Genomic DNA, 26,327 nt, shown 5'->3' with positions numbered 1-26,327 from the left:
GCGCCCGGACACGCAGTGCCGGGCAACCTGGGGGCGAGCTTAGTACTTGTCGAGCACCGCGCCTGAGCTCGCGCTCGAGGCATTGAAGGCGAACTTCGCCTGCACGCCCCGCGTGTAGCGCGGCGCCGGTGCCTTCCAGCCTTCGCGCCGCTTGGCGATCTCGGCTTCCGGCACATTGAGTTCGAGCTTCAGTTCATGGGCGTCGATGGTGATCGAGTCGCCTTCGTTGACGAAGGCGATGGTGCCGCCGGCCGCCGCTTCGGGCGCCACGTGACCGACCACCATGCCCCAGGTGCCGCCCGAGAAGCGGCCGTCGGTGATGAGGCCGACGCTTTCGCCCAGGCCGGCGCCGATCAGAGCGCCCGTGGGCGCCAGCATCTCGGGCATGCCCGGACCGCCCTTGGGACCCAGGTAGCGCAGCACCATGACGTCGCCGGCCTTGATCTTGCCGTCGAGGATCGCCTGCAGGGCCGACTGCTCGTCGTCGAAGACCCGCGCCGGGCCGGTGATGACCGGGTTCTTGAGCCCGGTGATCTTGGCCACCGCGCCTTCGGGCGACAGGTTGCCCTTCAGGATCGCGAGGTGGCCCTCGGCGTACATCGGGTTGCCGATCGGGCGGATCACATCCTGGTCGGCGCGCGGCTGGTCGGGCACGTCCTTCAGCACTTCGGCGATGGTCTGGCCGCTGATCGTCAGGCAGTCGCCGTGCAGCAGGCCGGCGTTCAGCAGCACCTTCATGACCTGCGGGATGCCGCCGGCCTTGTGCAGGTCGACCGCCAGGTACTTGCCGCTGGGCTTCAGGTCGCAGAGCACCGGCACTTTCTTGCGCATGCGTTCGAAGTCGTCGATCGACCAGTCGACGCCGGCCGCGTGGGCGATCGCCAGGAAGTGCAGCACCGCGTTGGTCGAGCCGCCGGTGGCCATGATGACGGCCACTGCGTTCTCGATCGCCTTCTTGGTGACGATGTCGCGCGGCTTGATGTCCTTCTTGATCGCCTCGATCAGGACCTTGGCCGACTCCTTGGCCGAGTTGGCCTTTTCATCGTGCGGATTGGCCATGGTCGACGAATAGGGCAGCGAGATGCCCAGCGCCTCGAAGGCCGAACTCATGGTGTTGGCCGTGTACATGCCGCCGCAGGAGCCGGTGCCGGGGATCGCGCGCATCTCGATCTCGCGCAGGTCCTCGTCGCTGAGGTTGCCGGCGGCGTTCTGGCCGACCGCCTCGAACACGCTCACGATGTTGAGGTCCTGGCCCTTGTACCGGCCCGGCAGGATGGTGCCGCCGTAGACGTAGATCGCCGGCACGTTGGCGCGCAGCATGCCCATCAGGCCGCCGGGCATGTTCTTGTCGCAGCCGCCGACCACCAGCACGCCGTCCATCCACTGGCCGCCGACACAGGTCTCGATGCAGTCGGAAATCACTTCGCGGCTGACCAGCGAGTACTTCATGCCTTCGGTGCCCATCGCCATGCCGTCGGAGATGGTCGGGGTGCCGAACACCTGCGCGTTGCCGCCGGCTTCCTCGATGCCCTCGATGGCCGCATCGGCCAGCCTCTGCAGGCCCGAGTTGCAGGGCGTGATGGTGCTGTGGCCGTTGGCGACGCCGACCATCGGCTTCTTGAAGTCGCCTTCCTGGTAGCCCATGGCGTAGAACATCGAGCGATTCGGCGCCCGGCTCTTGCCTTCGACGATGTTGGCGCTGCGGCGGTTGATCTGGATCGGTTTCGTGTCCATCGTGGTTCTCGCGTTCGTGATCGGGGGACGCCAAGTATCGGACGATTGATTGATTGGTTCCAATCCTATTTGTCGGTGCTATTGATATGCTTCGCATATGAAAGAAGCACCGATCGATTTGCGCGCCTGGCGCCAGTTCGTGGCCGTTGCCGAGGAACTGCACTTCGGCCGGGCCGCGCTGCGGCTGCACATGACCCAGCCGCCGGTCACCCAGGCCATCGCCCAGCTCGAGCGCACGCTCGGGGTGCTGCTGTTCGACCGCACCCGGCGCCGGGTGGCGCTGACGCCGGCCGGCGAGGCGCTGCTGCCGGAGGTGCGCGAGCTGCTGGCGCGCGCCCAGGCCCTGCCGTCGCGGGCCCGCGCGGCGGCGGCCGGAGAGGTCGGGCGGGTCCGGCTGGCCTTCGTCTCGACCATCGGCTTCGACCAGCTGCCGGGCTGGGTGCGAGCCTTTCGCGAGCACAGTCCGCAGGTGGTGCTCGAACTGGTCGAGGCCACCGGCGACGTGCAGCTGCGGGATCTGCAGCGGGGCGACATCGATGCCGGCCTGATGCTGCACTCTCCGGGCTTCGCGCCGCCGGGGCTCAGCCACCTGCGGGTAGCTGTCGAGCCGCTGGTGCTGGCGCTGCCCGAGCACCATCCGCTGGCCGCGGCGCCGCAGTTGCCGTGGGCAGCGGTGCTGGGCGAGCCGCTGGTGATCTTTCCGCGCCGCATCGCGCCTTCGCTGCATGACGCGGTCTTCGGGCTCTACCACGCGGCCGGGCGGCTGCCCGTGGTGGCGCAGGAAGCGATCCAGATGCAGACCATCGTCAACCTGGTGTCGGCCGGCCTCGGCCTCGCCTGGGTTCCCGAGAGCGTGATGCAGTTCCGCCGCACCGGGGTGGTCTACCGCACGCCCGACAGGACCGGTGCGCGCGGCAGGAAACAGCCGGCGGTTCCCCTGTGCGAGACCAGCCTGGTGTGGCTGGAAGGCGACGCGCACCCGGCGCTGGACCGATTCGTCGGCTTCGTGCGCGAGCGAATGGAGGAGGGCGGCTGAGCGCCCTCAGGCTTGCGACTGGGTCTGGAGGTAGTTCTCGAGTCCGACCTTGTCGATCAGGCCGAGTTGCTTCTCGAGCCAGTAGGCGTGGTCTTCCTCGGTGTCTTTCAGCTGGGCGAGCAGCAGGTCGCGGCTGACATAGTCGCCGACGCTTTCGCACAGCGCCATGCCCTGCTTGAGCGCCTCGCGCACCTCGTATTCGGTGTCCAGGTCTTTCTGCAGCATCTCGGGCACGGTCTGGCCGGGCGTGAATTCCTTCGGACGCATGTCCGGCAGGCCGCCGAGCAGCAGGATGCGGCGGATCAGCGCGTCGGCGTGCTGGGTTTCCTCCTGCATCTCGTGGTCGAGGCGGGTGTAGAGCTTGACGAAGCCCTGGTCCTCGTAGATGCGGGAATGGATGAAGTACTGGTCGCGGGCGGCGAGTTCGCCGCGCACCAGTTGCTTGAAGTAGTCGATGACCTGTGGGTTTCCCTGCATGGGGCTCGCCTTGTTGTTCTAGGTGAAGACCCGAGTATCGTGTCGAACCGGGTCGCCGGGGAAGATGTCCCCGTTTGCGCGGTCTGCATGGGCCTGTGTCTCAGAAGCGTTCGCATCGGGACGGCACAATCTGTCCCATGCTCATGTACCCGCAGATCAACCCCATCGCCCTGCAGCTCGGACCGGTCGCCATCCACTGGTATGGCCTGACCTACCTGGCGGCCTTCGCGCTGTTCTTTTTCCTCGGCACGCGCCGGCTCGGGCACGAGCCCTTCCGCTCGATCACCGGCCCCGGCGCCTGGACCCGCAAGGATGTCGAGGACATCCTGTTCCTCGGCGTGATGGGCGTGATCGTCGGTGGCCGGCTCGGCTACTGCCTGTTCTACAAGCCGGGCTACTACCTCACCCATCCGCTCGAGATCTTCTTCGTCTGGCAGGGCGGCATGAGCTTCCACGGCGGGCTGCTCGGCGTGATCGCCTCGATGGTCTGGTTCTCGCGCTCGCGCGCCCGGCCGTTCTGGCAGGTGATGGACTTCGTGGCGCCCTGCGTGCCCACGGGCCTGGCCGCGGGGCGGGTGGGCAACTTCATCAACGGCGAGCTCTGGGGCCGCTTCAGCAACCCCGAATTGCCTTGGGGCATGGTGTTTCCGCAGAGCGGCTCGATGCTGCCGCGCCACCCCTCGCAGGTCTACCAGTTCCTGCTCGAGGGCCTGCTGCTGTTCGTGCTGCTGTGGCTCTACGCCCGCAAGGACCGCGGCGAGCGGCGGGTGTCGGCGGTGTTCCTGATCGGCTACGGCCTGATGCGCTTCATCGCCGAATACTTCCGCGAGCCCGACGACTTCCTCGGCCTGCTGGCGCTCAACATGAGCATGGGGCAGTGGCTTTGCGTGCCGATGATCGCCTTCGGCCTCTGGCTCTATGCCAGCGCCCGTCCGGCGCCGGTGGCCGGAGCCCTCAGGGGCTGAGCGGCGGCCGCCGGGGCCGGGTATCTCCCGAGGCCCCGGGGCGTTGCGCGTTGGCGGCTGCATTCTCATAATTACGCGTAATTACGAGAGCCGCCCATGCGCCTGGTCCAGAACTCCCTGCACGACGAAGTCGCCGCCACCTTGCGCGAAGAGATCTTCGGCGGCGTGCTGGTGCCGGGCGCTTTCATCGACGAGGCGTCGGTGTGCGAGCGCCTGCAGATCTCGCGCACGCCCTTGCGCGAGGCGCTCAAGGTGCTGACCGCCGAAGGGCTGCTGCGGCACGAGCCGCGCCGGGGCTGCTTCGTCGCCGAGGTCACGCAGCGCGACCTCGACGAGATCTTCCCGGTGATCGCGCTGCTCGAAGGCCGCTGTGCCTGGGAGGCCGCGCGCCATGCCAGCGACGACGATCTCGCCGCGCTCGAAGCGCTCCACGACCGGCTCGCGAAGCACGCGCGGGCACGCCGCATCAACGATTACTACGCGACCAATTTCGCGATCCACGAGGCGATCATCATGCTGGCCGACAACCGCTGGCTGGCGCAGGTGATCGGCGACCTGCGCAAGATCCTCAAGCTGGCGCGGCAGCAGCAGCTGCATGCGCCGGGACGGCTCGAGCAGAGCCTGTCCGAACATCTCGCGGTGTTCGCCGCCCTCAAGGCCCGCGACAGCGACGGCGCCGAGGCCGCGATGCGGACCCACCTGAACCGCCAGCGCGAGGCCCTGCGGGCGGTCGCGCTGCAACAGAAAGCGAAGCTCATCTCATGAATGCCGGCGACTGGATCACACGCGGGGTTTCCCTGCTGCGCCCGGGCCATGCGCCCGATGGCACCAAGGCGGCCACCGATTCGACCAGGGGGAAGCGGGCCGTGGGGCCGCGCCCGCTCGGCGAGCGGCTCGAGGCGACCTTGCGCCGTCCCGGCGAGGCGCTGGCGCCGCGGGCCCTGCGCAACGCGCTGGTCGAACTGCAGTCGGTGGTCGACCCGCAGATCAGCGAGGTCGAGGCCGGTCGCCGCGCCCATGCCGTGGTGCAGTGGTATGGCGCCCGCGAGCTCGACGAGCGGCGCGACATCTGGCTGCTGATGAGCGAGCGCTTCGCGCCTGATGTGCAGAAGCTCAGCACGGCGCGCGACCGGCACGAGGCCGCGGTCGGCACGCCGGACGAAGGCCAGGCCGAGATCGGACTTCGGCGCGCCCTGGCGTCGCCGCGCGCGCGGCTGCTGCAGCGCTTCGCGATCGATCCCGACGGCATGCGCTTCCTGGTCGACCTGCGCGCCGAGCTGCTGCCGCACCTGAAGGGCGACCGCCGGCTGCTGCCGCTCGAGGCCGAGCTCGAGCACCTGTTCTCGACCTGGTTCGACATGGCTTTCCTCGACCTGCGGCGCATCAGCTGGGACTCGCCGGCCTCGCTGATCGAAAAGCTCATCCAGTACGAGGCGGTGCACGACATCAAGAGCTGGGCCGACGTCAAGAACCGGCTCGACAGCGATCGCCGCTGCTACGGCTTCTTCCATCCGCGGCTGCCCAACACGCCGCTGATCTTCGTCGAGGTGGCGCTGGTCGATCACATCAGCGAGGGCATCGTGCCGCTGCTCGACGAGGCGGCCGCGGTGGTCAGGCCGGACAAGGCGACGACCGCGATCTTCTATTCGATCAGCAACACGCAAGCCGGGCTCAAGGGCGTGAGTTTCGGCGATTCGCTGATCAAGCGCGTGGTCGAGACGCTGCAGGACGAACTGCCGCGGCTGAAGGTCTTCGCGACCTTGTCGCCGATCCCCGGCTTTCGCGGCTGGCTGCCGAAGAAGGCCGACGAGATCGTCGCGCGGCTGGACGAGAAGCGGGCCGCCGAACTGGGGCGTGCCGTGGGCTCGCTGCCGCCGACCGGCGAGCGTTTCCTCGCCGCGGCCGACGAGGCGCTGGCGCTCGATGCCCGCTCACCGGTGCGGCAGCTGCTGCTGCAGGCGGCGGCCGAATACCTCGGACGGGCCACGGCCGACGGCAAGCCGGTCGATCCGGTGGCGCGCTTCCATCTCGGCAACGGGGCGCGGGTGGAGCGGCTCAATTGGGGCGGCGACCCGTCGCCCAAAGGCCTCAGGCAGTCCTACGGCCTGATGGTCAATTACCTCTACGATCTCAAGCGGCTCGACAAGCACCGCGCCTGGCTCGCCCAGGGCAAGGTGGCTGTCTCGGGCGGCATCGACGACTTGTTCCTCAAGGGTTGAGAGAGCATTGGGGTCCTTCCAACCCGACGCGCCTCGGGCCCCGGCGCAAGACAGCCAAACCACAACAGGAGACAACCGATGACCTCAGGCTTTCAACGGCGGGACGTGCTGCGCCTGGCGGCGGCGGCGAGCGCCGCGATGGCGGCGGCCGGCGTACGCGCCCAGTCGCCCTGGCCGACCCGGCCGGTGACGATGATCGTGCCGTTCCCGGCCGGCGGCGGCACCGACGCCTTCGCGCGGCCGCTGTCGGCGCAGTTCACCAAGCTCACCGGCCAGACGCTGGTGATCGACAACCGCGGCGGCGCCGGCGGCACGGTGGGGGCCAGCATCGCGGCCAAGGCGGCGCCGGACGGCTACACGCTCTTCATGGGCGCGGTGCATCACGCGATCGCGCCGTCGATCTACCCCAAGCTCGACTACGACCTCGAAAAGGATTTCGTGCCGCTGCTGCTGCTGGCCAACGTGCCGCAGGTGGTGGTGGTGAATCCGAAGCGGGTCACCGAGACCACGCTCAAGGCCTTCGTCGCCAATGCCAAGCAGAACCCGGGCAAGCTCAACTACGCCTCGGCCGGCGCCGGCACCTCGCACCACCTGGCGGGCGAGCTGTTCAAGCTGCAGACCGGCACTTTCATCACGCACATTCCCTATCGAGGCGCCGGACCGGCGCTGCAGGACCTGATCGCCGGCAACGTCGACGTGATGTTCGACGGCCTCGGCTCGTCGGCCCAGCACATCAAGGCCGGCCGGATCAAGGCGCTGATGGTGGCCGGCAGCAAGCGCAATCCGGCCTTCCCCGACGTGCCCTGCGCCGCCGAGGTGGGCTTGCCCGACTACACCGTGACGACCTGGTACGGACTCTGGGCACCCAAGGGCACGCCGGCGGAGGTGCAGGCCCGGATCGTCGACGACATGAAGAAGGCGCTCGCCAGCGACGAACTGAAGACGATCTGGGCCAGCAACGGTTCGGAGATCCCGAACGTCACCAACGCCGCCTACGCCGCTTTCGTGAATGCGGAGATCAAGCGCTGGGCGGCGGTGGTCAAGGCTTCGGGGGCGAAGCTGGAATGACGTCTTCGGTAGGGCTGCGCACGGAGGGCCCGCTGGCCTTCGTGACCCTGGCGAACAGCGGCCGCCTGAATGCCATGACGCGTGCCATGTGGCGCGAGCTGCGCGAGGTGTTCGAGCGTCTTGCGCACCAGCCAGCGCTTCGCTGCGTGGTCGTCGGTGGGGAGGGCGGCGCCTTCTGCGCCGGCGGCGACATCTCCGAATACCCCTCGTTCCGCTTCGAGGTCGAGCAGCTGCGCGCCTTCCACGAGGACGAGGTCTGGGCGGCGCTGGCCGCCATGCTGGCCTGCGAACTGCCGCTGGTTGCGTGCATCGAGGGCGCCTGCATGGGCGCCGGGCTCGAGATCGCGAGCTGCTGCGACATCCGGCTGGCCGGCGAATCGGCGAAGTTTGGCGCCCCGATCGCCAAGCTCGGTTTTCCGATGGCGCCGCGCGAGGCGGCGCTGGTGCAGGGCGCGATCGGCGACGTGCTGGCGCGCGACATGCTGCTGGCGGCCAGCGTGCACGGCGCCGAGCGCCTGCGCGACGCCGGCTTCCTGCTGCGCGTGCTGCCCGATGCCGAGCTCCGGGCCGAGGTGCTGGCCCACGCGAATCGCATTGCCGCGCTGGCGCCCGCGGCGGCGCGCCTCAACAAGGCCACCTTCGCCGCCCTGCGGCAAGCCGGCGCCCAGGCGGGTGTCGCGCCGCTGCTGGCGACCGCCTACGATTACGCCGACACCGCCGAGCATCGCGAAGGCATCGCCGCCTTCCTCGCCAAGCGGCCTCCCGTCTTTTGAGATCGACATGACCGACATTTCCAACGCCAATCTGTTCGCCGTGCTGCGCGCGGCGTTTCCTTCCGACCTCGACGCGATCGCGATCGAGACCGACGACGGCCTGTGCTATTCGTGGCGCGACCTGGACCGCGCCAGCGCCATGATCGCCAACCTGCTGGAAGCGCTGGACCTCGAGCCCGGCGCCCGCATCGCGGTCCAGGTCGAGAAGTCGGTCGAAGCGATGATGCTGTACCTGGCGACCCTGCGCGCCGGCTATGTCTTCCTGCCGCTCAACACCGCCTACCGGGGCGCCGAGATCGAGTATTTCATCGGCAATGCCGAGCCGGCCGTCGTGGTCTGCAGCAGCGCCAACGCGTCCTGGGTGGGGCCGATCGCCACCGCGGCGGGCACCCGCCATGTCTTCACGCTCGACGACGACCGCAGCGGCACATTGCTCGAAGTGGCGGCGCAATGCAGCGACCGCCACGCGATCGCCCCGAAGCAGGAAGACGATCTCGCCGCCATCCTCTACACCAGCGGCACCACCGGCCGCAGCAAGGGCGCGATGCTCACGCATCGCAACCTGTCGTCGAACGCCGAGGTGCTGAAGGACTACTGGGGCTGGCGCGGCGACGACGTGCTGATCCACGCGCTGCCGATCTTCCATGTGCACGGGCTCTTCGTCGCGATCCATGGCGCACTGATCAGCGGCAGCCGGATGATCTGGTTCAACCGCTTCGACGCCGCGCGCGTGGTGGCCCGGCTGCCCGAGGCGACGGTCTTCATGGGCGTGCCCACGCTGTACGTCCGGATGCTGGCCGAGCGCGGGCTGACGAAGAAGGCCTGTAGCCGCATGCGGGTCTTCATCTCCGGCTCGGCGCCGCTCCTGATCGACACCTTCGACGCCTGGCGCGAACGCACCGGCCACACCATCCTCGAGCGCTACGGCATGAGCGAGACCGCGATGCTGACCTCCAACCCCTACAGCCCGGTGCAGGGCGAGCGGCGCGGCGGCACGGTCGGCTTTCCGCTCCCCGGCGTGCAGCTGCGGGTGCGCGACGATGCCGGCGCGCCGTGTCCGACCGGCGAGATCGGCCATATCGAGGTCGACGGGCCCAACGTGTTCGCGGGCTACTGGCGCATGCCCGAGAAGACCAGGGAAGAGTTCACCGCCGACGGCTACTTCAAGACCGGCGACGTCGGCAAGTTCGATGAACTGGGCTACGTCACGATCGTCGGACGCAGCAAGGACCTGATCATCAGCGGCGGCTACAACGTCTATCCGGCCGAGATCGAAGGCTTCATCAACGAGCTGGCCGGCGTCGCCGAGAGCGCGATCGTCGGCGTGCCGCATGCCGACTTCGGCGAGGTCGGCGTGGCCATCGTGACGGCACGGGCCGGTGCCGCGATCGACGGCGAGGCGATCATTGCCGAGCTCAAGCAAAAACTCGCCAACTTCAAGATCCCCAAGCGCTGCTTCGTGGTCGACGAACTGCCGCGCAACGCGATGGGCAAGGTGCAGAAGGCCCTGCTGCGGGAGCAGCACAAGGCCTTGTTCAAGGCCTGAGGGCCTTACTGGACCAGCAGCACCGAGATGTCGGTCTCGGCCACCACCTTGGTCGCGACCGAGCCCATCAGCGCCCGGCCGAACAGGCCGTGGCCGTGCGTGCCCATCACGATCAGTTCGGCGCCGCAGTCGGCGGCGGCCTTGAGGATTTCCTCGGCGGCATGGCCGTGGCGCTGGTCGACCTTGTAGCTGGTGATGCCGGCGCGGGCCAACGTGGCCTTGAGCGGATCGAGCACCTTGGCGGTCTCTTCGGCGTAGTAGTCGCGCACGATCTCCTTGCTGAGGTGGCGGGTCACATGGCCGGGCACGCCGATGCACACGTGCACCACGACGAGTTCATTGCCGTCGATGAACATGGCGCGGTTCTTCGCCAGGTAGTCGATGGCTTTCTGGGTGTGCGCGCTGCCGTCGACGGCGATCAGGATCTTCATGCAAGGCCTCTCGTTGTTCTGGATGGGATGACGGGCCGGACTCAGCGCAGGACCAGCACCGGCAGGTCGGAATGGGTGAGCACATGCTGGGTCTCGCTGCCCAGCAGCAGTCGCTTGATGCCCTTGCGGCCATGCGAGGCCATGACGATCGTGTCGCTGTCGTGCTTCTTCGCGGCGGCGATGATGGCGTCGCCGACAAGGTCGGCGCTGACCGTCGAGGTCTTGACCTTGACGCCGCTGGCCTCGGCCTGCTTGGCGATCTCGTCGAGCGACGCTTGAGCCGCCTCGGACCATTGCTTCTCGATGCGGCCGATGTCCTCGGGCGTGAACACGGCGGCGCCGTCGAAGTAGTTGGTCGGGTAGCGTGGCACCACGGTCACGGCGACCAGCTCGGCGCCGTTCTGCGAGGCCAGCGCGATGGCGCTTGCCACGGCCTTCTTGGCGAGTGGGGAGCCGTCGGTGGCGACCAGGATTCGCTTGAACATGAATGCTCCTGTGGTTGGACCGCCAAGAGCTTAATACAAGGGTCGCCGGGACGGACTTGATTCACGTCATGCCGACGGGGGAAAGCGCCGGTGCAAAAAAAAAGCCACGGCGCCTGTTGCGGGGCCGTGGCTTTCGATGAAAGGTGTCTGCGAGTGTGAGCCGAACCCGCATCCTGAACCAGGGTTCAGGTGGGCGAGGTCAGCAAGGCTTCGGGTTCATCTGACGCGAGATGATCACACCCGCCAAGCGATGTTCCAAGCCCTGCTCCGGAGAGCATTGGTACAAGGAAATATAGAGCCCAGCTTCGCACCGCAGACGAAGCGTATTTTACGCCCGCTGTCGCCTGCGCGCCCACGCTTCAGAGTAAATGTCCGTCGCCGGCGAGGGCCTGGTCGAGGCGCTGGACCAATTGCGCGGCGCGTGCGTCGTCTTCGGCACTGCCGGCGGCCGCAGCGGCCGGCGCGGGGGGCGGCGCTGGCGCGGGCGCGGCCTCGCGCTGCACGAGGTCGAAAGCGAGGTTCAGCGAGGCCAGCACCGCGATCCGGTCGCGCGCCTTGACCTTGCCGGCGTCGCGGATCTTGCACATGGCGGCGTCGACTCGCTCGACCGCTTCGCGCAGTTGCGGCTCGCCGCCTTCGGGGCAGCCGAGCAGGTAGCTCTGGCCCATGATCTGGACTTCGATTTGTTTCATCAGGGAGCGTCTTGGCCGGGATCGGCGGGCAGGTGGTCGAGCAGGGCATCGAGCCGCGTGCGCGCCGCGGCGAGCCGCGATTTGAGGGTGTCGCGTTCGCGCGTGAGCGCGTCGACCTGGTCCTGGAGCAGCGCATTGGTGCGCTGTACTTCCTCATGGCGCACGAGCAGGCGTTCGACGCGCTCGGCGATCTGGTCAATACGGCTCGGTGCAGGCATGGAGGACGATTGTAGTTACCGGCGCCGGCGTGTTTGCATCGTCGCACGCAAGGCGGATGCCAAGAAACCCTACAATTCCACGCGTTGGTGCTCGCGCCGCGGTTCACGCGGCGCAGTTCAACGGGAAGCAGGAGGCGGAGCCCATCGGGCCGAGCCAACCTGCGCTGCCCCCGCAACGGTCAAGCAGACGGCATCTTCGGATGCCACCCTCGTCAATCAGCCACTGGGCGCTCTGAAACAGGCGCCTGGGAAGGCGGCGAGGGCAGCGCTGCCAGCCCGGATACCGGCCAACGAGGCGGCTGCCGCATGGAGAGAAGCATGTCGGCGGCCATGACGTCCAAACGCCGGCGGGGAAGCCGGCGACGGGCATTGATCTTTGTCGCTTCCATGAAATCTGTCGTCTCGTCCGCCTGCGCCATCCGCAGCGCTTCGCCGTGCCCGCTTCCGCGCGCCCATGCCATCGCGCTGGCCATCGTTTCCCTGACCTCGCTGCCGAACCTGGCCTCGGCCCAGGAGGCCGCCGCGGCGACCCTGGCCGAAACCGTCGTGACGGCAACGCGCGCGCCAGCCCGCATCGACGAACTGGTGTCGGACACCGTGGTGATCGAACGGGCCCAGATCGAGCAGCAGGCCAGCCGTACCTTGCCCGAAATCCTGGCCCGCATGGCGGGGGTGCAGATCTCGGCCAACGGCGGCCTGGGCAAGGGCAGCAGCGTGTACATCCGCGGCGCCGAGGCGCGCCACACCATCCTCCTGATCGACGGCGTGCGCTACGGCTCGGCGACGCTCGGCACGCCGGTCTGGGACAACATCCCGGTCGAGCTGATCGACCGCATCGAAGTGGTCAAGGGGCCCGGCTCGGCGCTCTACGGCAGCGACGGCGTCGGCGGCGTGGTGCAGATCTTCACGCGCAAGGCGGCGCCGGGCGAGACGGTGTTCAATCCGCGCGCCTCCACCACCATCGGCAGCGACAGCTACAAGCAGATCACCGGCGGCTTCAGTGGCGGCGCGGGCGCGGCGACCTACTCGCTCGACGTCACGCGCACGCTGGTCAACAGCGTCTCGGCCACCAATCGCAACGTGCAGTTCGGCAACTTCAACCCCGACCGCGATCCGTTCTCGCAGACCGGCGCCAACGCTTCCTTCGGCTACCAGTTCACGCCGGACTGGAAGTTCGACGCCGGCATGCTGTACGCCGATGGCCTGAACCACTACGACGACGGCCCCGGCCGCGACACCCGCGGCACCTTGCGGACCCAGACCGGCTATGCCGGCGTCAATGGCCGGGTGCTGTCCAACTGGACCACCCAGCTGCGCTATTCGCGCAGCGACGACGACACGCGCGCGATCGTGGCCGCGCCGTTCAACCTGCCGGGCCTTTTCAACACGACGCAGGACCAGTACCTCTGGCAAAACGACATCGCGACCCCGATCGGCACCGTGGTGGCCGGTCTCGAGCGCCTGGAGCAGAAGGTCAAGAGCGACACCGCGTACACGGTGACCGAGCGCACGATCGATGCCGGCTTCGTCGGCCTGAACGGCAATTCCGGTCCCCACAGCTGGCAGCTCAACGCGCGTCACGACAGCAACTCGCAGTTCGGCGACGACGACACCTGGTATGCCGGCTACGCCTACCGCATCACGCCGAACTGGCGCGTCAGCATCTCGCAGGGCACCAGCTTCGTGGCGCCGTCGTTCAACCAGCTCTACTACCCGGGCTTCGGCAATCCGGCGCTCAAGCCGGAGGAGGGCAAGAACACCGATATCGGCATCACCTGGACCGAGGGCGCCCACACGGTGAAGCTGGTCGGCTACGACAACAAGATCCAGGGCTTCATCACCAACACGACGCTGCCGCAGAACATTCCCGAGGCGCGCATCACCGGCGGCACGCTGAGCTACGACGGCCAGTTCGACGCCGTGGGCCTGCATGCCAGCTACGACTCGCTCGATCCGCGCAACGAGATCAGCGGCAAGCAGCTGCCGCGCCGGGCCCAGAACCAGGCGACGCTGGCGATCGACTACACCACCGGCCCCTGGAAGCTGGGCGCTTCGGCCCTGAGCGTCGGCAGCCGCTTTGACGACACGGCCAACACGCGCAAACTCGGCGCCTACACCACGATCGACCTCTATGTGGATTACCGCTTCGCCAAGGACTGGTCGGTGCAGGGCCGCATCACCAACCTGACCGATGAACACTACGAGACCGCCTATGGCTACAACCAGGCCGGAATCGGCGCCTACCTGACCGTGCGGTGGCAGCCGAAGCAGTGAGCATCGTCCGCCGCGAACTGATCCTCGGGGGTCAGAAGAGCGGCAAGTCGCGCCGCGGCGAGCAGATCGCCGCGGCGTGGCTGGCGCGCTCGCCCTCGCACCGCGCGGTGCTGGTGGCGACCGCGCGGGCGCTCGACGAGGAGATGCTGGCGCGCGTGACGCGGCATCGCGAGGATCGCGCGGCCCGCCTGCCGGCCATGGAAACGGTCGAGGAGCCGCTGGCGCTGGCGCAGGCGATCCGCGAGAACGCCGGCCCCCGCACGCTGGTGCTGGTCGATTGCCTGACGCTCTGGCTGACCAACCTGATGGTGCCTTTCGGGGCGCCGCGCACGTCGATGGCGGCCGATCGCGCGGTCGCCGAGTTGCTGCAGGCGATCGGCGAGTCGCCTGGTCCGCTGGTCCTGGTCGGCAACGAGATTGGCCTTGGCGTGATTCCGCTCGGCCGCGAGGTGCGCGCCTTCGTCGACGCCCTGGGCCTGCTGAACCAGCAGGTCGCCGCCGCCTGCGAGCGCGTCACGCTGATGGCCGCCGGGCTGCCGCTGACCCTGAAGGATGCGCCATGAAGCGGATCGCCCGGCTGTGGTGCGCCGGCTGGCTGTGTGCGCTGGCGCTGGCGGCCCAGGCGACCGTGGTGGTCGACGAGCGCGGCGTGGGCGTCGAGCTGCCGAAGCCGCCGCAGCGCATCGTGACCGTGCTGCCGTCGCTCACCGAATCGGTCTGCGCGCTGGGCGCCTGCGACCGGCTGGTGGGTGTCGACCGCTATTCGAACTGGCCCGCGTCGGTGCGGGCGCTGCCGCAGGTCGGCGGCGGCATCGATCCGAACGTCGAGGCGATCGTCGCGCTCAAGCCCGACGTGGTGCTGCTGGCGAAGTCCTCGCGGGTCACCGACCGGCTCGAGGCCCTGGGACTCAAGGTGGTGGTGCTCGAGCCGAAGAACCATGCTGACGTTCGGCGGGTGCTCGACGCGCTCGCCCGGGTGCTCGGCACCGGCGATGCGACAGCGGTCTGGCGCGCCATCGATGCCAGCGTGTCGGCGGCGGCCCAGTCGCTGCCCGAGCGCGTGAAGCGCACGCGCGTGTACTTCGAAGTCAACAGCGCCCCGTATGCGGCCGGCGAAGCCTCCTTCATCGGCGAGACCCTGGCGCGGCTCGGCGCCAGGAACATCGTGCCGGCTGCGCTGGGGCCATTTCCGAAGCTCAACCCCGAGTTCGTGGTCCGCGCCGATCCCGACCTGATCATGGTCGGCGAGCGCAGCGCCCAGGGGCTGGAGCAGCGGCCGGGCTGGGGCCGCATCAAGGCCGTGCGCGAAGGTCGCATCTGCCGCTTCACGGCCGAGCAATCAGACGTGCTGGTCCGGCCCGGGCCGCGCATGGGCGAGGCGGCGCGCCTGATGGCCGAGTGCCTGCAGGAGCACGGGTGAAGGGGCAGCAGCGCCGCGCCTGGGGGCTGGGCATCCTGCTGGTGGCGCTGGCCGGCGCGCTGCTGGTGCTGGGCGCGGGCATCGGCAGCACCGGTTTCGAGAACCTGCTGGCGGCCGGCGACGACCCGGTGGCGCTGCAGATCGTGCGCGACATCCGGCTGCCGCGCACGCTCGGCGCCTGGCTCGCGGGCGCGCTGCTGGGACTGGCTGGCGCGGTCGCGCAAGGGCTGTTCCGCAATCCGCTGGCCGATCCGTACCTGTTGGGCAGCGCCTCGGGCGCCTCGCTCGGCGTCGCGCTGGCGCTCTGGCTGTTCGGCTTGTCGCCGACCAGCACGCAATGGGTGGTGCGCCTGGGCCTGACCGGCGCGGCCTTCCTGGGTGCGGTGCTGGCGGTGCTGCTGACGCTGTTGCTGGCGCGCGGCGTCCAGCAGACCTTGCGGCTGCTGCTGGCGGGCGTGATCGTCGGCGTGGTGCTGGGGGCGGCCAAGGACCTGCTGACCATCGCCTCGGCCGACATCCTGCAGGCCATCCAAGGCTTCATGCTCGGCAGCACCGGGCTGGTGGGCTGGAGCGCTTGCGCCGTGATGGGCGGGCTCGGCGTCGCATGCCTGCTGCTGGGCTGGGCGTTGGCGCCGGTGCTCGACGGCCTGGCGCTCGGCGAGGCCACGGCGGCCAGCCTCGGGCTGCCGCTCGGCGCCATGCGCGCCGCGCTGGTGGCGGTGCTGGCGCTGGCGACCGGCACCGCGGTGGCGCAGACCGGGCTGATCGCCTTCGTCGGCCTGGCGGCGCCGCACCTGGTGCGCTCGGTGGTCAAGACCACGCATGGGCGGCTGATCGTGCTGTCCACCGCGATGGGCGGACTGCTGCTGATGGCGGCCGACCTGCTGGCGCGCTGGATGGTCGCGCCGCAGGAACTGCCGGTCGGCGTGCTGACCGCGGTGCTCGGCGGCAGCTACCTGCTGTGGCTGATGCACCGGCGCAGCGCGCGGGGTGGCCTGTGAGCACGCCGGCCGCGCTCGAAGCCCGCGGCGTGTCGGCCAGGCTCGGCCTGGCCGAGGTGCTGCACGGCATCGACCTGTCGCTGGCGTCGGGGCGCTGGACCAGCATCGTCGGTCCCAACGGCGCGGGCAAGTCGACCTTGCTCAAGGTGCTCGCCGGCCTGCTGGCCCATGGCGGAGAGGTGCGCCTCCATGGGCAAGCGTTGAGCACGCTCCCGGGCCGGGCTCGAGCCCGGCGCCTGTCGTGGCTGGGCCAGGGCGTGGCCGGCGAGGGCAGCGCCGACGACCTGACGGTCTACGACGTCGCGATGCTCGGGCGCCTGCCGCACCAGCGCTGGCTGGCTGCCCCGAGCGCGGCCGACCGGGCGGCGGTCGAGCGCGCACTGCGCAGCACCCAGGCCTGGGACTGGCGCGAGCGGCCGCTGGGCCAGCTGTCGGGCGGCGAACGCCAGCGGGTGCTGCTGGCGCGGGCGTTGGCGGTCGAGGCCGAGCTGCTGCTGATGGACGAGCCGCTCGCCAACCTCGACCCGCCGCACCAGGCCGACTGGATGCGGACCGTGCAGGCGCTGGTGGCCGAAGGCAAGACCGTGGTCAGCGTGCTGCACGAACTCAATGCCGCGCTCGCCGCCGACGCGATGGTCGTGATGGCGGCAGGCCGCGTGACCCATCACGGCGGCTGCGGCGATGCCGCGACCCATCGGGCGCTCGAAGCGGTGTTCGACCACCGGGTCGCCTTTCACCACGTGGCGGGCCAATGGCTGGCCCTGCCGCACTGACAACCTAAGCACATGCAGATCGAAACTCCTCCCAGCGAAAAACCCTATGAGAAGCCCGAAGGCGAGCGCCGCGGGCTGGTGATCGTCAACACCGGCGACGGCAAGGGCAAGAGCACCGCCGCCTTCGGGCTCGCCCTGCGCGCCCACGGCCGCGGCAAGGCGGTGAAGATCTACCAGTTCATGAAGGTGCCGAGCGCGCGCTTCGGCGAGCACCGGATGTTCGAGCAGCTCGGCATCCCGATCGAAGGCCTCGGCGACGGCTTCAGCTGGAAGAGCCAGGATCTCGAGCACTCGGCGCAGCTGGCGCGCGATGGCTGGGAGCGGGCCCGCGCCGCGATCCTGTCGGGCGCGCACTTCCTGGTCGTGCTCGACGAGATCACCTACCCGCTGATCTACGGCTGGCTGCCGCTCGACAGCGTGCTGGAGACGCTGCGCACGCGGCCGAAGGAGGTGCACGTGGTGCTGACCGGTCGCCGCTGCCCGCCCGAGATCGTCGAACTGGCCGACACCGTGACCGAGATGCAGATGGTCAAGCACGCGTTCAAGGCCGGCATCCCCGCCCAGCGCGGCATCGAGGATTGAGCGCGATCGCGGCCCTCTGGCTGGCGCTGGCCATCGACCGATGGTTCGGTGAGCCGCCGGCGCGCTGGCATCCTGTGGTGTGGATCGGCCGCTGTCTGGGCTGGGCCGGTCGGCGCATCGCACCGCCGGCCGGTGCGCCGGCGCGCGCGCGGGCGGCCTTCGCCGGTGGCGCGCTCGCCTGGTGCGCCGGCGCCGCGCTGGTCGCCGCCGCCGCCTGCGCGGTCGCCGAAGTTGCGAGCCGCCTGCCGGCCTGGGCCGGGCCGCTGCTGACCGGCATCGCCCTCAAGCCGCTGCTCGCCTGGCGCATGCTGCGCGACGAGGTGCTGGCGGTCGAGGCCGCGCTCAGCCGCTCGCTCGATGAAGGCCGCGGCCGGCTGGCGCGGCTGGTGAGCCGCGACGTGGGCGCGCTGGACGCGGTCGGGGTGCGCGAAAGCGCGATCGAATCGCTGGCCGAGAACCTCAACGATTCGCTGGTGGCGCCGCTGTTCTGGTTTGCGCTGTTCGGCCTGCCGGGTGCGGCGCTCTACCGCTTCGCCAACACCGCGGATGCGATGTGGGGCTACCGCGGCGAGCGCGAAGGCCGGCAGTGGACCTGGGCCGGCAAATGGGCCGCCCGCGCCGACGACCTGCTGTCGTGGCTGCCCGCCCGCCTGACGGCCCTGTTCCTGTGGGGCGCTTCGGCGGCGGCGGGCGCAGGACTCGGGACCCTGCGCCGTGAAGCGCGCCGGACGCCGTCGCCCAACAGCGGCTGGCCGATGGCCGCGATGGCGCTGCAGCTGGGAATCCGGTTGGGAAAGCCCGGGGTCTATGTGCTCAACGAAGCCGGCCGGAGCGCCGCTGCCGCCGACACCCCGCAGGCAGCGCGGCTCGCCGCCCGCGGGGTCGCGCTGGCCGGCGCCTGCGCCTCGGCCGCGATCGGCTGCATCGCGCTGCGGGGTGCGGCATGACGGCCTCCGAGATGTTCGAACTGATGCACGGCGGACCCGACGCCCAGGGCGCGGTCCCGCACGATTTCTCGACCAACGGCAATGCCTGCGGGCCCTGTCCCGCCGCGCTGCAGGCACTGCAGGCAGCGGACGCGAGCCGCTACCCCGATCCGCACTACCTCGAACTGCGCGATCGGCTGGCCGGCTTCCATGGCGTCGAGGCCCATCGGGTCGTGATCGCCGCCAGCGCCAGCGAGTTCATCGGCCGTGTCACGGCCGCCGTGTCCCAGGGCGGCGGCGGGCGGGTCCGGCTGCCGCAGCACGGCTACGGCGACTACGCGCGGGCCGCCAAGGCCTGGCATTTCCAGCCGGCGACGGCCGATGGCGCGGCCGACCTGGTCTGGTGCTGCGACCCGGGCAGCCCGCTGGGCCTGCCGCAGGAGGACCTGGCGCGCCGGGTGGATCAACTGGGTCCCCATGCGACCTGCGTTCTCGACTTGGCCTACGAACCGCTTCGTCTCGAAGGGGCGCTGGCGCTGGACGCGACGCAGCGCGACCGCGTCTGGCAGCTCTGGACGCCCAACAAGGCGCTCGGGCTGACCGGCGTGCGGGCCGCCTACGCGATCGCGCCGGTGGCGGCGCAGGACCTGGGCGCGCGGCTGGCCCGGCTGGCGCCGTCCTGGCCGCTCGGCATCCATGGCGTGGCCCTGCTCGAGGCCTGGACCGGCGGGGCGGCGCGGCAGTGGCTCGACGACAGCCTGGCCACCCTCCGGGCCTGGAAGGCGGCGCAGCGCGGCGCTTGCGAATCGCTGGGGTGGCGCCTGCTGCCGGGCGACGCCAACTTCTTCTGCGCCGAGCCGGACGTCGCGCTCACGCCGGCCCGCAGCGCGGCGCTCCGGCAGGCCGGCATCAAGATGCGCGACACGGCTTCGTTCGGGCTTCCGGGGCTGGTGCGGCTCGGCGTCCTGCCGCCCGCCAGCCAGGAGGCGCTGCGGCAGGCCTGGCGCGCGGCGCGGCGTTGAATCAGAGCCGCTGCAGCTGCGGGTGCTTGGCGAACAGCTCCGCCGCCCAGTCGACGAAGGCGCGCACCTTCGCGCTCAGGTGGCGGTTGGGCGGATACACCACGTGCACCGGCAGCGGCGGCCGCGTCCAGTCCGGCAGGATCTGCACCAGCTCGCCGCTCGCGATGAAGGGCTCGGCCATGTAGGTGATGACCTGCGACAGCCCGAAGCCGCCGAGCACCGCCGTCATGTGGGCATTGCTGTCGTTGACCGAGACCCGGTAGGGCCCCGTGATCTCGAACTTCTCGTCGCCCTTGTGGAACTCCTCCGGAAACATGCGCCGCGTGCTGCCCGAGAAGAAGCCCACCACCAGGTGGCGCTTCTCGATGTCCGTGGGGTGCTGGGGGACGCCGTAGCGCTTCAGGTAGGCCGGCGAGGCGACCGTCATCCAGGGCAGGTTGCCGATCCGCCGCGCCACCAGCGACTGGTCGGTCAGGTCGCCGCCGCGGATCACGCAATCGACGTTGTCGGAGATCAGGTCCACCGCCCGGTCGCTGACCCCGACGTCGACCTGGATGTCGGGATAGCGGTCGCAGAAGGTCGACAGGGCCGGCAGGATCACCAAGCGGGCCATCGACGAGCCGACGTCGATCCGCAGCCGGCCGGTCGGGTTGGCCTGGGCGTTGGTCATGCTGGCCTCGATGTCGTCGAAGTCGTTCAGCAGCCGGGCGGTTCGTTCGTAGTAGGCCGCGCCGTCGGGCGTGACGGTGACGCGCCGGGTGGTGCGGTTGAGCAGCTTGACGTGCAGCCGCGATTCCAGCGCCTGGATCTGCTTGGTGACCGTGCCCTTGGGCAGGCCGAGCGAGTCCGCGGCGCGGGTGAACGTGCCGGCTTCGACGACGCGGACGAAAATCCGCATGCCCTGGATCTGGTCCATCTATGCTGCTCCTGGGGGTGGCGGAATGCCTCGGGGGAGCGGATTCTCACACGGGCATCGGATGCGATTGTTAGTCGGATGGAAACAGAGTGGGGCCCGGTGTCTGTTTGAACCCACCCCGCCCCGCCTTATATTTCGTTCATCGTCCATCCACCGAGGCCGTCCATGTCCAGCCGTTCCATTGAGCAACCCGTTGCCGCCGCCTCCACGGCCGCTGCACGGGACGCCGAGACCGATATCCGCATCGAATTGCCGGATCGGGAACCGGTGCAGGCCCGCCTGTACGGTGTTCGGCCGCGTGGAGCGACAGTGCCGCTGGTGCTGCATTTCCATGGCGGCACCTTCGTCTGCGGCGACCTCGACAACGGCCGCAGCGTGGCCCGGCTGCTGGCCGGCGCCGGCGCCGTGGTGGTTTCGCTGGACTACCCGCTGGCGCCCAAGGCCCCGTTCCCGGAGCCGATCGAGGTCGGCTTCGCCGCGCTCGAATGGCTCTACAAGCAACGCGTCAAGCTGGCCGGCAAGGGCGCCGAGGTATTCCTGGCGGGCGAGGAGGCCGGCGGCAACCTCGCAGCCGCGGTGGCGCTGATGGCGCGCGACCGGGCCCACCCGCCGCTGGCCGGCCAGATCCTGCTGTCGCCGATGCTGGACCCCTGCGCTGGGACCGCATCGCTGCGCAAGGCCACCGGCGACGCAACCCAGTGCAAGTGGGCGTCGGGCTGGCAGGAATACCTCAAGCGGCCGGTCAACGCGACCCATCCCTATGCGGTGCCTGGCGGCTCGCTGCGGCTGGCGCAGGTGGCGCGGACCCTGGTGCTGGTCGGCAAGGACGATCCGATGCGCGACGAGGCGCTGAACTTCGCGCGCCGGCTCGCCGATGCCGGCATCGAGGTCACGAGCAGCGTGCTGCCGGGCGCGGCGAACTGGCCCGAGGCGCTCTACGAACCCGAGGGTTCGGGCTGCGCGGCCTGCGAGGCGGCGGTGCAGAAGCACTTCCGCGACTTCTTCAGCGCGACGCCACCGCCGCACTGAGCGACGGCGCACGGCAGGCCGTGCGCCGCTGGTTCCGGTGACCCGGAACTCCCAGACCAGACCGAGGTGAAGGCACCTCGAAGCAAACGGCGCCAACCCGCCGTGGGGCGGCGTTCGCCCCGCAGATTTTCTTTCTACCGCTGTCCTGCGCCACCCGCGCGGGAGGGCGGCGTGTTTTCCAAGCGTCACCAAAAGGACCTTCATCATGTCGAACCCTCAACCTTCCTCCCCGGCCCGGCGCCGCCTCTGGCCCGCCGTGACGGGCGTCACGGCGCTGGTGGCGATCGCCTGCGCCGCGCTCGGCTTCCACAGCCTGCACGCCCAGGCCAACGACGTCACGGCGGTGGCGGCGCCGCGCGCCACGCCGGTGTCGGTGGCGACCGTGGCGGCGACCGAAATCAACACCTGGGACGAGTTCTCGGGCCGGCTCGAAGCGGTCGAACGGGTCGACGTGCGATCGCGGGTGGCCGGCGCCGTGCAGGCGGTGCACTTCCGCGAAGGGACGCTGGTCAAGCAGGGCGAACTGCTGATCACCATCGACCCGGCGCCCTACGCGGCCGAGGTGGACCGTGCCGAAGCCCAGGTCGCCTCGGCCCAGGCCCGCGTCTCGTTCACCCGCAGCGAGCAGGAGCGGGCCCGCCGCCTGTGGGACGAGAAGGCGATCGCCCAGCGCGAACTCGACGAGCGCACCAATGCCGGCCGCGAGGCCGAGGCCAATCTGCGCGCCGCCCAGGCCTCGCTGCAGAGCGCACGGCTGAACCTGGGCTACACCCAGGTCCGGGCCCCGGTCGCCGGGCGCACCGGCAGGCTGGAGGTCACGGTCGGCAACCTGGTCGCGGCCGGTCCCGGCGCGCCGGTTCTGACCACGCTGGTGTCGGTCAGTCCGATCTATGCAAGCTTCGATGCCGACGAGCAGGTCGTGGTGCGGGCCCTGAAGGACATGCCCGGCGGCGCCAGCGCCCGTGGGCGGATCGAAGGCATCCCGGTGCAGATGGGCACCGCGGCCAGCGAAGGCACGCCGTTCCAGGGCCGGCTCCAGCTGATCGACAACCAGGTCGACGCCAAGAGCGGCACGGTGCGGGTGCGCGCCGCCTTCGACAACGCCGACGGCGCCTTGATTCCCGGCCAATTCGCGCGCATCCGCATGGGCCAGGCGCGCAACGACACCGCCCTGCTGGTCAACGAACGCGCGGTCGGCACCGACCAGAACAAGAAGTTCGTGCTGGTGGTCGGCGCCGACAACAAGGCCGAATACCGCGAGGTCGCGCTGGGCGCGCCGGTGGACGGACTGCGCGTGGTCACCAAGGGCCTGAAGGCGGGCGAGCGGGTGGTCGTCAACGGCCTGCAGCACGTGCGCCCGGGCGCACTGGTGGCGCCGCAGGCCGTCGGCATGGATGCCAAGGCCGAATTGGCGCCGCCGGCCCAGCGCGTGGCGGACGCGAAATCCTGATCCCGCTGGCGGGGGAAACATCATGAATCTATCCAAGTTCTTCATCGACCGGCCGATCTTTGCCGGCGTGCTGTCGCTGCTGATGCTGATCGCCGGCCTGATCGCGCTGCGCGGGCTGCCGATCTCCGAGTACCCCGAAGTGGCACCGCCGTCGGTGGTGGTGCGGGCCCAGTACCCGGGCGCCAATCCGAAGGTGATCGCCGAGACCGTGGCGACGCCGCTGGAGGAGTCGATCAACGGCGTCGAGGGCATGCTCTACATGGGCAGCCAGGCGACCACCGACGGCGTGATGACGCTGACCGTCACCTTCAAGCTCGGCACCGACCCCGACAAGGCGCAGCAGCTGGTGCAGAACCGCGTCTCGCAGGCCGAGCCGCGCCTGCCCGAGGAAGTGCGCCGGCTCGGCATCACGACCGTGAAGAGCGCCCCCGACCTGACGATGGTGGTGCACCTGGTGTCGCCCAACGACCGCTACGACATCAACTACCTGCGCAACTACGCGGTGCTGAATGTCAAGGACCGGCTGGCGCGCATCCCCGGTGTCGGCCAGGTGCAGATCTTTGGCGGCGGCGAGTACTCGATGCGGGTCTGGCTCGATCCGCAGAAGGTGGCGCAGCGCGGCCTCTCGGCCAGCGACGTGGTGGCCGCGATCCGCGGCCAGAACGTGCAGGCCGCGGCCGGCGTGGTCGGCGCCTCGCCGGGCCTGTCGGGCGTCGACATGCAGTTGTCGATCAACGCCCAGGGCCGCCTGCAGAGCGAGGAAGAGTTCGGCGACATCATCGTCAAGACCGGCGGCGACGGCGCCGTGACGCGGCTGCGCGACATCGGCCGCCTCGAGATGGGCGCGGCCGACTACTCGCTGCGCTCGCTGCTGAACAACGACGCCGCGGTCGGCATCGGCGTGTTCCAGGCACCGGGCTCGAACGCGCTGGACATCTCGCGCGACGTCCGCAAGACCATGGACGAGATCGCGAAGAACATGCCCGAGGGCGTGGAGTTCCGCATCGCCTACGACCCGACCCAGTTCGTGCGGGCCTCGATCGAATCGGTGATCCACACCTTGCTGGAAGCGATCGCGCTGGTGGTGCTGGTGGTGATCCTGTTCCTGCAGACCTGGCGCGCCTCGATCATCCCGCTGCTGGCGGTGCCGGTGTCGGTGATCGGCACCTTCGCCGTGCTGCACGTGCTGGGCTTCTCGATCAATGCGCTGAGCCTGTTCGGGCTGGTGCTGGCGATCGGCATCGTGGTCGACGACGCGATCGTGGTGGTGGAGAACGTCGAGCGCAACATCGAGGCCGGCCTGACGCCGCGCGAAGCCACCTACCGGGCGATGCGCGAGGTGTCGGGGCCGATCATCGCGATCGCGCTGGTGCTGGTCGCGGTGTTCGTGCCGCTGGCCTTCATCAGCGGGCTCACCGGCCAGTTCTATCGCCAGTTCGCGGTCACGATCGCGATCTCGACGGTGATCTCGGCGATCAATTCGCTGACCTTGTCGCCGGCGCTCGCGGCGCTGCTGCTGCGCAGCCACGATGCGCCCAGGGACGCGCTGACGCGCGGCATGGACCGGGTGTTCGGCGGTGTCTTCCGGGGTTTCAACAAGCTCTTCCATCGCGGCGCCGAGGCCTACAGCGGCGGCGTCCGGCGGGTGATATCGCGCAAGACGCTGATGCTGGTGATCTACCTGGCGCTGGTCGGCGTCACCTTCGGCCTCTTCAAGGCGGTGCCCAGCGGCTTCGTGCCGGCGCAGGACAAGCAGTACCTGATCGGCTTCGCGCAGCTGCCCGACGGCGCCACGCTGGACCGCACCGAGGACGTCATCCAGCGAATGGGCGAGATCATGAAGAAGAACCCGAACGTCGAGGACGCGATCGCCTTCCCGGGCCTGTCGATCAACGGCTTCACCAACAGCTCGAACTCCGGCATCGTGTTCGCGACGCTCAAGCCCTTCGCCGAGCGCAAGCGGGGCGACCAGAGCGGCGGCGCCATCGCGGGCCAGCTGAACCAGCAGTTCGCCGGCATCCAGGAGGCCTTCATCGTGATGTTCCCGCCGCCGCCGGTGGCGGGGCTCGGCACCACGGGCGGCTTCAAGCTGCAGCTGGAGGATCGCGGGTCGGTCGGCTATGAGGCAATGGACGGCGCGGTCAAGGCCTTCATGGCCAAGGCCTCGCAGGCGCCGGAGCTCGCGGGCCTGTTCACCAGCTGGCAGGTCAATGTGCCGCAGCTCTATGCCGACATCGACCGCACCAAGGCGCGGCAGCTCGGCGTGCCGGTGACCGACATCTTCGACACCATGCAGATCTACCTCGGCAGCCTCTATGCGAACGACTTCAACAAGTTCGGCCGCACCTACAGCGTGCGGGTGCAGGCCGATGCGCCGTACCGCGCCCGCGCCGAGGACGTGGGCCTGCTGAAGGTGCGCTCGACCTCGGGCGAGATGGTGCCGCTGTCGGCGCTCATGAAGGTCAATTCGAGCTTCGGGCCGGAGCGCGCCATGCGCTACAACGGTTACCTGGCCGCCGACGTCAACGGCGGGCCGGCACCGGGTTATTCCTCGGGCCAGGCGCAGGACGCGATCGAGCGCATCGCGGCCGAGACGCTGCCCAAGGGCGTGAGCTACGAATGGACCGAGCTCACCTACCAGGAGATCCTGGCCGGCAACTCGGCGCTGCTGGTGTTCCCGCTGGCGATCCTGCTGGTGTTCCTGGTGCTGGCGGCGCAGTACGAGAGCCTGACCCTGCCGCTGGCGATCATCCTGATCGTGCCGATGGGCATCCTGGCGGCGATGACCGGCGTCTGGCTGTCCCATGGCGACAACAACGTGTTCACGCAGATCGGGCTGATCGTGCTGGTCGGGCTGAGTGCCAAGAACGCGATCCTGATCGTGGAGTTCGCGCGCGAGCTCGAGTTCGCCGGGCGCACGCCGATCCAGGCCGCGATCGAGGCCAGCCGCCTGCGGCTGCGTCCGATCCTGATGACCTCGCTGGCCTTCGTGATGGGCGTGCTGCCGCTGGTGCTCGCCACCGGCGCCGGCGCCGAGATGCGCTCGGCGATGGGCGTGGCGGTGTTCGCCGGGATGATCGGCGTGACTGCCTTCGGCCTGTTCCTGACGCCGGTGTTCTATGTCGCGGTGCGCAGGATGGCCGGCAATCGCCCGCTCAAGCTGCATGGCGAAGTGCCGCACGTCGATGCCTTCGTGTCGGCCGACCATCCGGCCGGCGGCGGCGGCGCGGGCGGCGGACTGCAGCCCGCGCCTGCCGCACCGCTGCATCACGACGCCTAGGCCACTCCGC

The 26,327-nt window shown here is 69.6% G+C and carries 25 protein-coding genes and 1 riboswitch; of the genes, 18 read left to right on the top strand and 7 right to left on the bottom strand.

The features are described from left to right. Positions 1 to 39: 39 nt before the first annotated feature. Positions 40 to 1,734, bottom strand: coding sequence for a dihydroxy-acid dehydratase (ilvD, locus tag QZH52_RS20035; protein ID WP_301812337.1), 1,695 nt, complete (start codon positions 1,732 to 1,734; stop codon positions 40 to 42). A 97-nt stretch (positions 1,735 to 1,831) separates the two neighbouring features. Here ilvD and QZH52_RS20030 point away from each other — a divergent pair, with 97 nt between their 5' ends. Next, positions 1,832 to 2,770 (top strand): LysR family transcriptional regulator, encoded by a 939-nt coding sequence (locus tag QZH52_RS20030; RefSeq protein WP_301812335.1) that lies wholly within the window; start codon positions 1,832 to 1,834, stop codon positions 2,768 to 2,770. A gap of 6 nt (positions 2,771 to 2,776) precedes the next feature. Here the strand turns inward: QZH52_RS20030 and bfr are convergent, their stop codons facing one another. Further along, complete coding sequence (bfr, locus tag QZH52_RS20025) at positions 2,777 to 3,247, bottom strand: bacterioferritin (protein ID WP_301812333.1); 471 nt, start codon at positions 3,245 to 3,247, stop codon at positions 2,777 to 2,779. A gap of 137 nt (positions 3,248 to 3,384) precedes the next feature. Between bfr and lgt the strand changes: the two genes are divergently transcribed. The 6 genes from lgt to QZH52_RS19995 all read left to right on the top strand — a co-directional run bounded on the left by lgt (position 3,385) and on the right by QZH52_RS19995 (position 9,818). Continuing rightward, the gene (lgt, locus tag QZH52_RS20020) at positions 3,385 to 4,212 is read left to right on the top strand and encodes a prolipoprotein diacylglyceryl transferase (protein WP_301812330.1); all 828 of its coding nucleotides are present in this window, start codon (positions 3,385 to 3,387) and stop codon (positions 4,210 to 4,212) included. Between the two features lie 96 nt (positions 4,213 to 4,308). Beyond that, a complete protein-coding gene (locus QZH52_RS20015) occupies positions 4,309 to 4,977 on the top strand; it encodes a GntR family transcriptional regulator (protein ID WP_286504229.1) in 669 nt (222 codons plus the stop codon). Continuing rightward, positions 4,974 to 6,431, top strand: a complete 1,458-nt coding sequence (locus tag QZH52_RS20010) for a malonyl-CoA decarboxylase (protein ID WP_301812328.1) — start codon at positions 4,974 to 4,976, stop codon at positions 6,429 to 6,431. The genes QZH52_RS20015 and QZH52_RS20010 overlap by 4 nt, the downstream gene beginning before the upstream one ends. A 78-nt stretch (positions 6,432 to 6,509) precedes the next feature. Continuing rightward, the gene (locus QZH52_RS20005; protein WP_301812327.1) at positions 6,510 to 7,499 is read left to right on the top strand and encodes a Bug family tripartite tricarboxylate transporter substrate binding protein; all 990 of its coding nucleotides are present in this window, start codon (positions 6,510 to 6,512) and stop codon (positions 7,497 to 7,499) included. Then, positions 7,496 to 8,272: an enoyl-CoA hydratase/isomerase family protein gene (locus QZH52_RS20000; RefSeq protein ID WP_301812325.1), complete on the top strand. Its 777-nt coding sequence runs from the start codon at positions 7,496 to 7,498 to the stop codon at positions 8,270 to 8,272. Before QZH52_RS20005 ends, QZH52_RS20000 begins: the two co-directional genes overlap by 4 nt. A 7-nt stretch (positions 8,273 to 8,279) precedes the next feature. After that, complete coding sequence (locus tag QZH52_RS19995) at positions 8,280 to 9,818, top strand: malonate--CoA ligase (RefSeq protein WP_301812324.1); 1,539 nt, start codon at positions 8,280 to 8,282, stop codon at positions 9,816 to 9,818. Between the two features lie 5 nt (positions 9,819 to 9,823). Here QZH52_RS19995 and QZH52_RS19990 read toward each other — a convergent pair whose 3' ends face one another. The 4 genes from QZH52_RS19990 to QZH52_RS19975 form a co-directional block, all read right to left on the bottom strand. After that, positions 9,824 to 10,249, bottom strand: a complete 426-nt coding sequence (locus QZH52_RS19990) for a universal stress protein (RefSeq protein WP_286531646.1) — start codon at positions 10,247 to 10,249, stop codon at positions 9,824 to 9,826. Between the two features lie 41 nt (positions 10,250 to 10,290). Next, positions 10,291 to 10,734 carry a universal stress protein gene (locus tag QZH52_RS19985; protein WP_286531648.1) on the bottom strand — a complete coding sequence of 148 codons (444 nt, stop codon included), beginning with the start codon at positions 10,732 to 10,734 and terminating at the stop codon, positions 10,291 to 10,293. A 359-nt stretch (positions 10,735 to 11,093) separates the two neighbouring features. Continuing rightward, positions 11,094 to 11,426, bottom strand: coding sequence for a cell division protein ZapA (locus QZH52_RS19980; RefSeq protein ID WP_286531649.1), 333 nt, complete (start codon positions 11,424 to 11,426; stop codon positions 11,094 to 11,096). Continuing rightward, a complete protein-coding gene (locus QZH52_RS19975; RefSeq protein ID WP_286531650.1) occupies positions 11,426 to 11,644 on the bottom strand; it encodes a DUF904 domain-containing protein in 219 nt (72 codons plus the stop codon). The genes QZH52_RS19980 and QZH52_RS19975 overlap by 1 nt, the downstream gene beginning before the upstream one ends. Positions 11,645 to 11,712: 68 nt before the next feature. Further along, a riboswitch (cobalamin riboswitch) is annotated at positions 11,713 to 11,950 on the top strand. 81 nt (positions 11,951 to 12,031) lie between these two features. Here QZH52_RS19975 and QZH52_RS19970 point away from each other — a divergent pair. The 8 genes from QZH52_RS19970 to QZH52_RS19935 are packed head-to-tail and all read left to right on the top strand — an operon-like array spanning position 12,032 to position 19,642. Continuing rightward, a complete protein-coding gene (locus QZH52_RS19970; RefSeq protein WP_286531651.1) occupies positions 12,032 to 13,918 on the top strand; it encodes a TonB-dependent receptor domain-containing protein in 1,887 nt (628 codons plus the stop codon). Continuing rightward, on the top strand, positions 13,900 to 14,481 hold the full coding sequence (locus QZH52_RS19965; protein ID WP_301812322.1) for a bifunctional adenosylcobinamide kinase/adenosylcobinamide-phosphate guanylyltransferase: 582 nt from the start codon (positions 13,900 to 13,902) through the stop codon (positions 14,479 to 14,481). The genes QZH52_RS19970 and QZH52_RS19965 overlap by 19 nt, the downstream gene beginning before the upstream one ends. Next, on the top strand, positions 14,478 to 15,338 hold the full coding sequence (locus QZH52_RS19960; protein WP_301812320.1) for an ABC transporter substrate-binding protein: 861 nt from the start codon (positions 14,478 to 14,480) through the stop codon (positions 15,336 to 15,338). The genes QZH52_RS19965 and QZH52_RS19960 overlap by 4 nt, the downstream gene beginning before the upstream one ends. Next, positions 15,335 to 16,339: a FecCD family ABC transporter permease gene (locus QZH52_RS19955; RefSeq protein ID WP_301812318.1), complete on the top strand. Its 1,005-nt coding sequence runs from the start codon at positions 15,335 to 15,337 to the stop codon at positions 16,337 to 16,339. Before QZH52_RS19960 ends, QZH52_RS19955 begins: the two co-directional genes overlap by 4 nt. Further along, on the top strand, positions 16,336 to 17,112 hold the full coding sequence (locus tag QZH52_RS19950; RefSeq protein ID WP_301812317.1) for an ABC transporter ATP-binding protein: 777 nt from the start codon (positions 16,336 to 16,338) through the stop codon (positions 17,110 to 17,112). Before QZH52_RS19955 ends, QZH52_RS19950 begins: the two co-directional genes overlap by 4 nt. A gap of 12 nt (positions 17,113 to 17,124) precedes the next feature. Then, positions 17,125 to 17,694 carry a cob(I)yrinic acid a,c-diamide adenosyltransferase gene (gene cobO, locus QZH52_RS19945; protein ID WP_301812316.1) on the top strand — a complete coding sequence of 190 codons (570 nt, stop codon included), beginning with the start codon at positions 17,125 to 17,127 and terminating at the stop codon, positions 17,692 to 17,694. After that, positions 17,691 to 18,641: an adenosylcobinamide-phosphate synthase CbiB gene (cbiB, locus tag QZH52_RS19940; protein ID WP_301812315.1), complete on the top strand. Its 951-nt coding sequence runs from the start codon at positions 17,691 to 17,693 to the stop codon at positions 18,639 to 18,641. The genes cobO and cbiB overlap by 4 nt, the downstream gene beginning before the upstream one ends. Further along, on the top strand, positions 18,638 to 19,642 hold the full coding sequence (locus QZH52_RS19935; protein ID WP_301812313.1) for an aminotransferase class I/II-fold pyridoxal phosphate-dependent enzyme: 1,005 nt from the start codon (positions 18,638 to 18,640) through the stop codon (positions 19,640 to 19,642). Before cbiB ends, QZH52_RS19935 begins: the two co-directional genes overlap by 4 nt. A gap of 1 nt (position 19,643) precedes the next feature. Here QZH52_RS19935 and QZH52_RS19930 read toward each other — a convergent pair whose 3' ends face one another. After that, entirely contained in the window at positions 19,644 to 20,558 is a 915-nt protein-coding gene (locus QZH52_RS19930; protein ID WP_301812312.1) for a LysR family transcriptional regulator, read from the bottom strand. Between the two features lie 165 nt (positions 20,559 to 20,723). On the opposite strand from QZH52_RS19930, the gene QZH52_RS19925 reads away from it, so the two are divergent. The 3 genes from QZH52_RS19925 to QZH52_RS19915 all read left to right on the top strand — a co-directional run bounded on the left by QZH52_RS19925 (position 20,724) and on the right by QZH52_RS19915 (position 26,317). Continuing rightward, complete coding sequence (locus QZH52_RS19925; protein WP_286531663.1) at positions 20,724 to 21,587, top strand: alpha/beta hydrolase; 864 nt, start codon at positions 20,724 to 20,726, stop codon at positions 21,585 to 21,587. Positions 21,588 to 21,792: 205 nt separating this feature from the next. Continuing rightward, positions 21,793 to 23,037, top strand: a complete 1,245-nt coding sequence (locus QZH52_RS19920; RefSeq protein WP_286531665.1) for an efflux RND transporter periplasmic adaptor subunit — start codon at positions 21,793 to 21,795, stop codon at positions 23,035 to 23,037. A gap of 22 nt (positions 23,038 to 23,059) precedes the next feature. Further along, complete coding sequence (locus tag QZH52_RS19915) at positions 23,060 to 26,317, top strand: efflux RND transporter permease subunit (RefSeq protein ID WP_301812308.1); 3,258 nt, start codon at positions 23,060 to 23,062, stop codon at positions 26,315 to 26,317. Positions 26,318 to 26,327: the final 10 nt, after the last annotated feature.

This window comes from Variovorax ginsengisoli, from assembly GCF_030486595.1.
Classification (GTDB): domain Bacteria; phylum Pseudomonadota; class Gammaproteobacteria; order Burkholderiales; family Burkholderiaceae_C; genus Variovorax; species Variovorax ginsengisoli_B.
The sequence above is the reverse complement of the archived record's forward strand: the minus strand, read 5'-3'. Positions and strand labels throughout refer to the sequence as shown.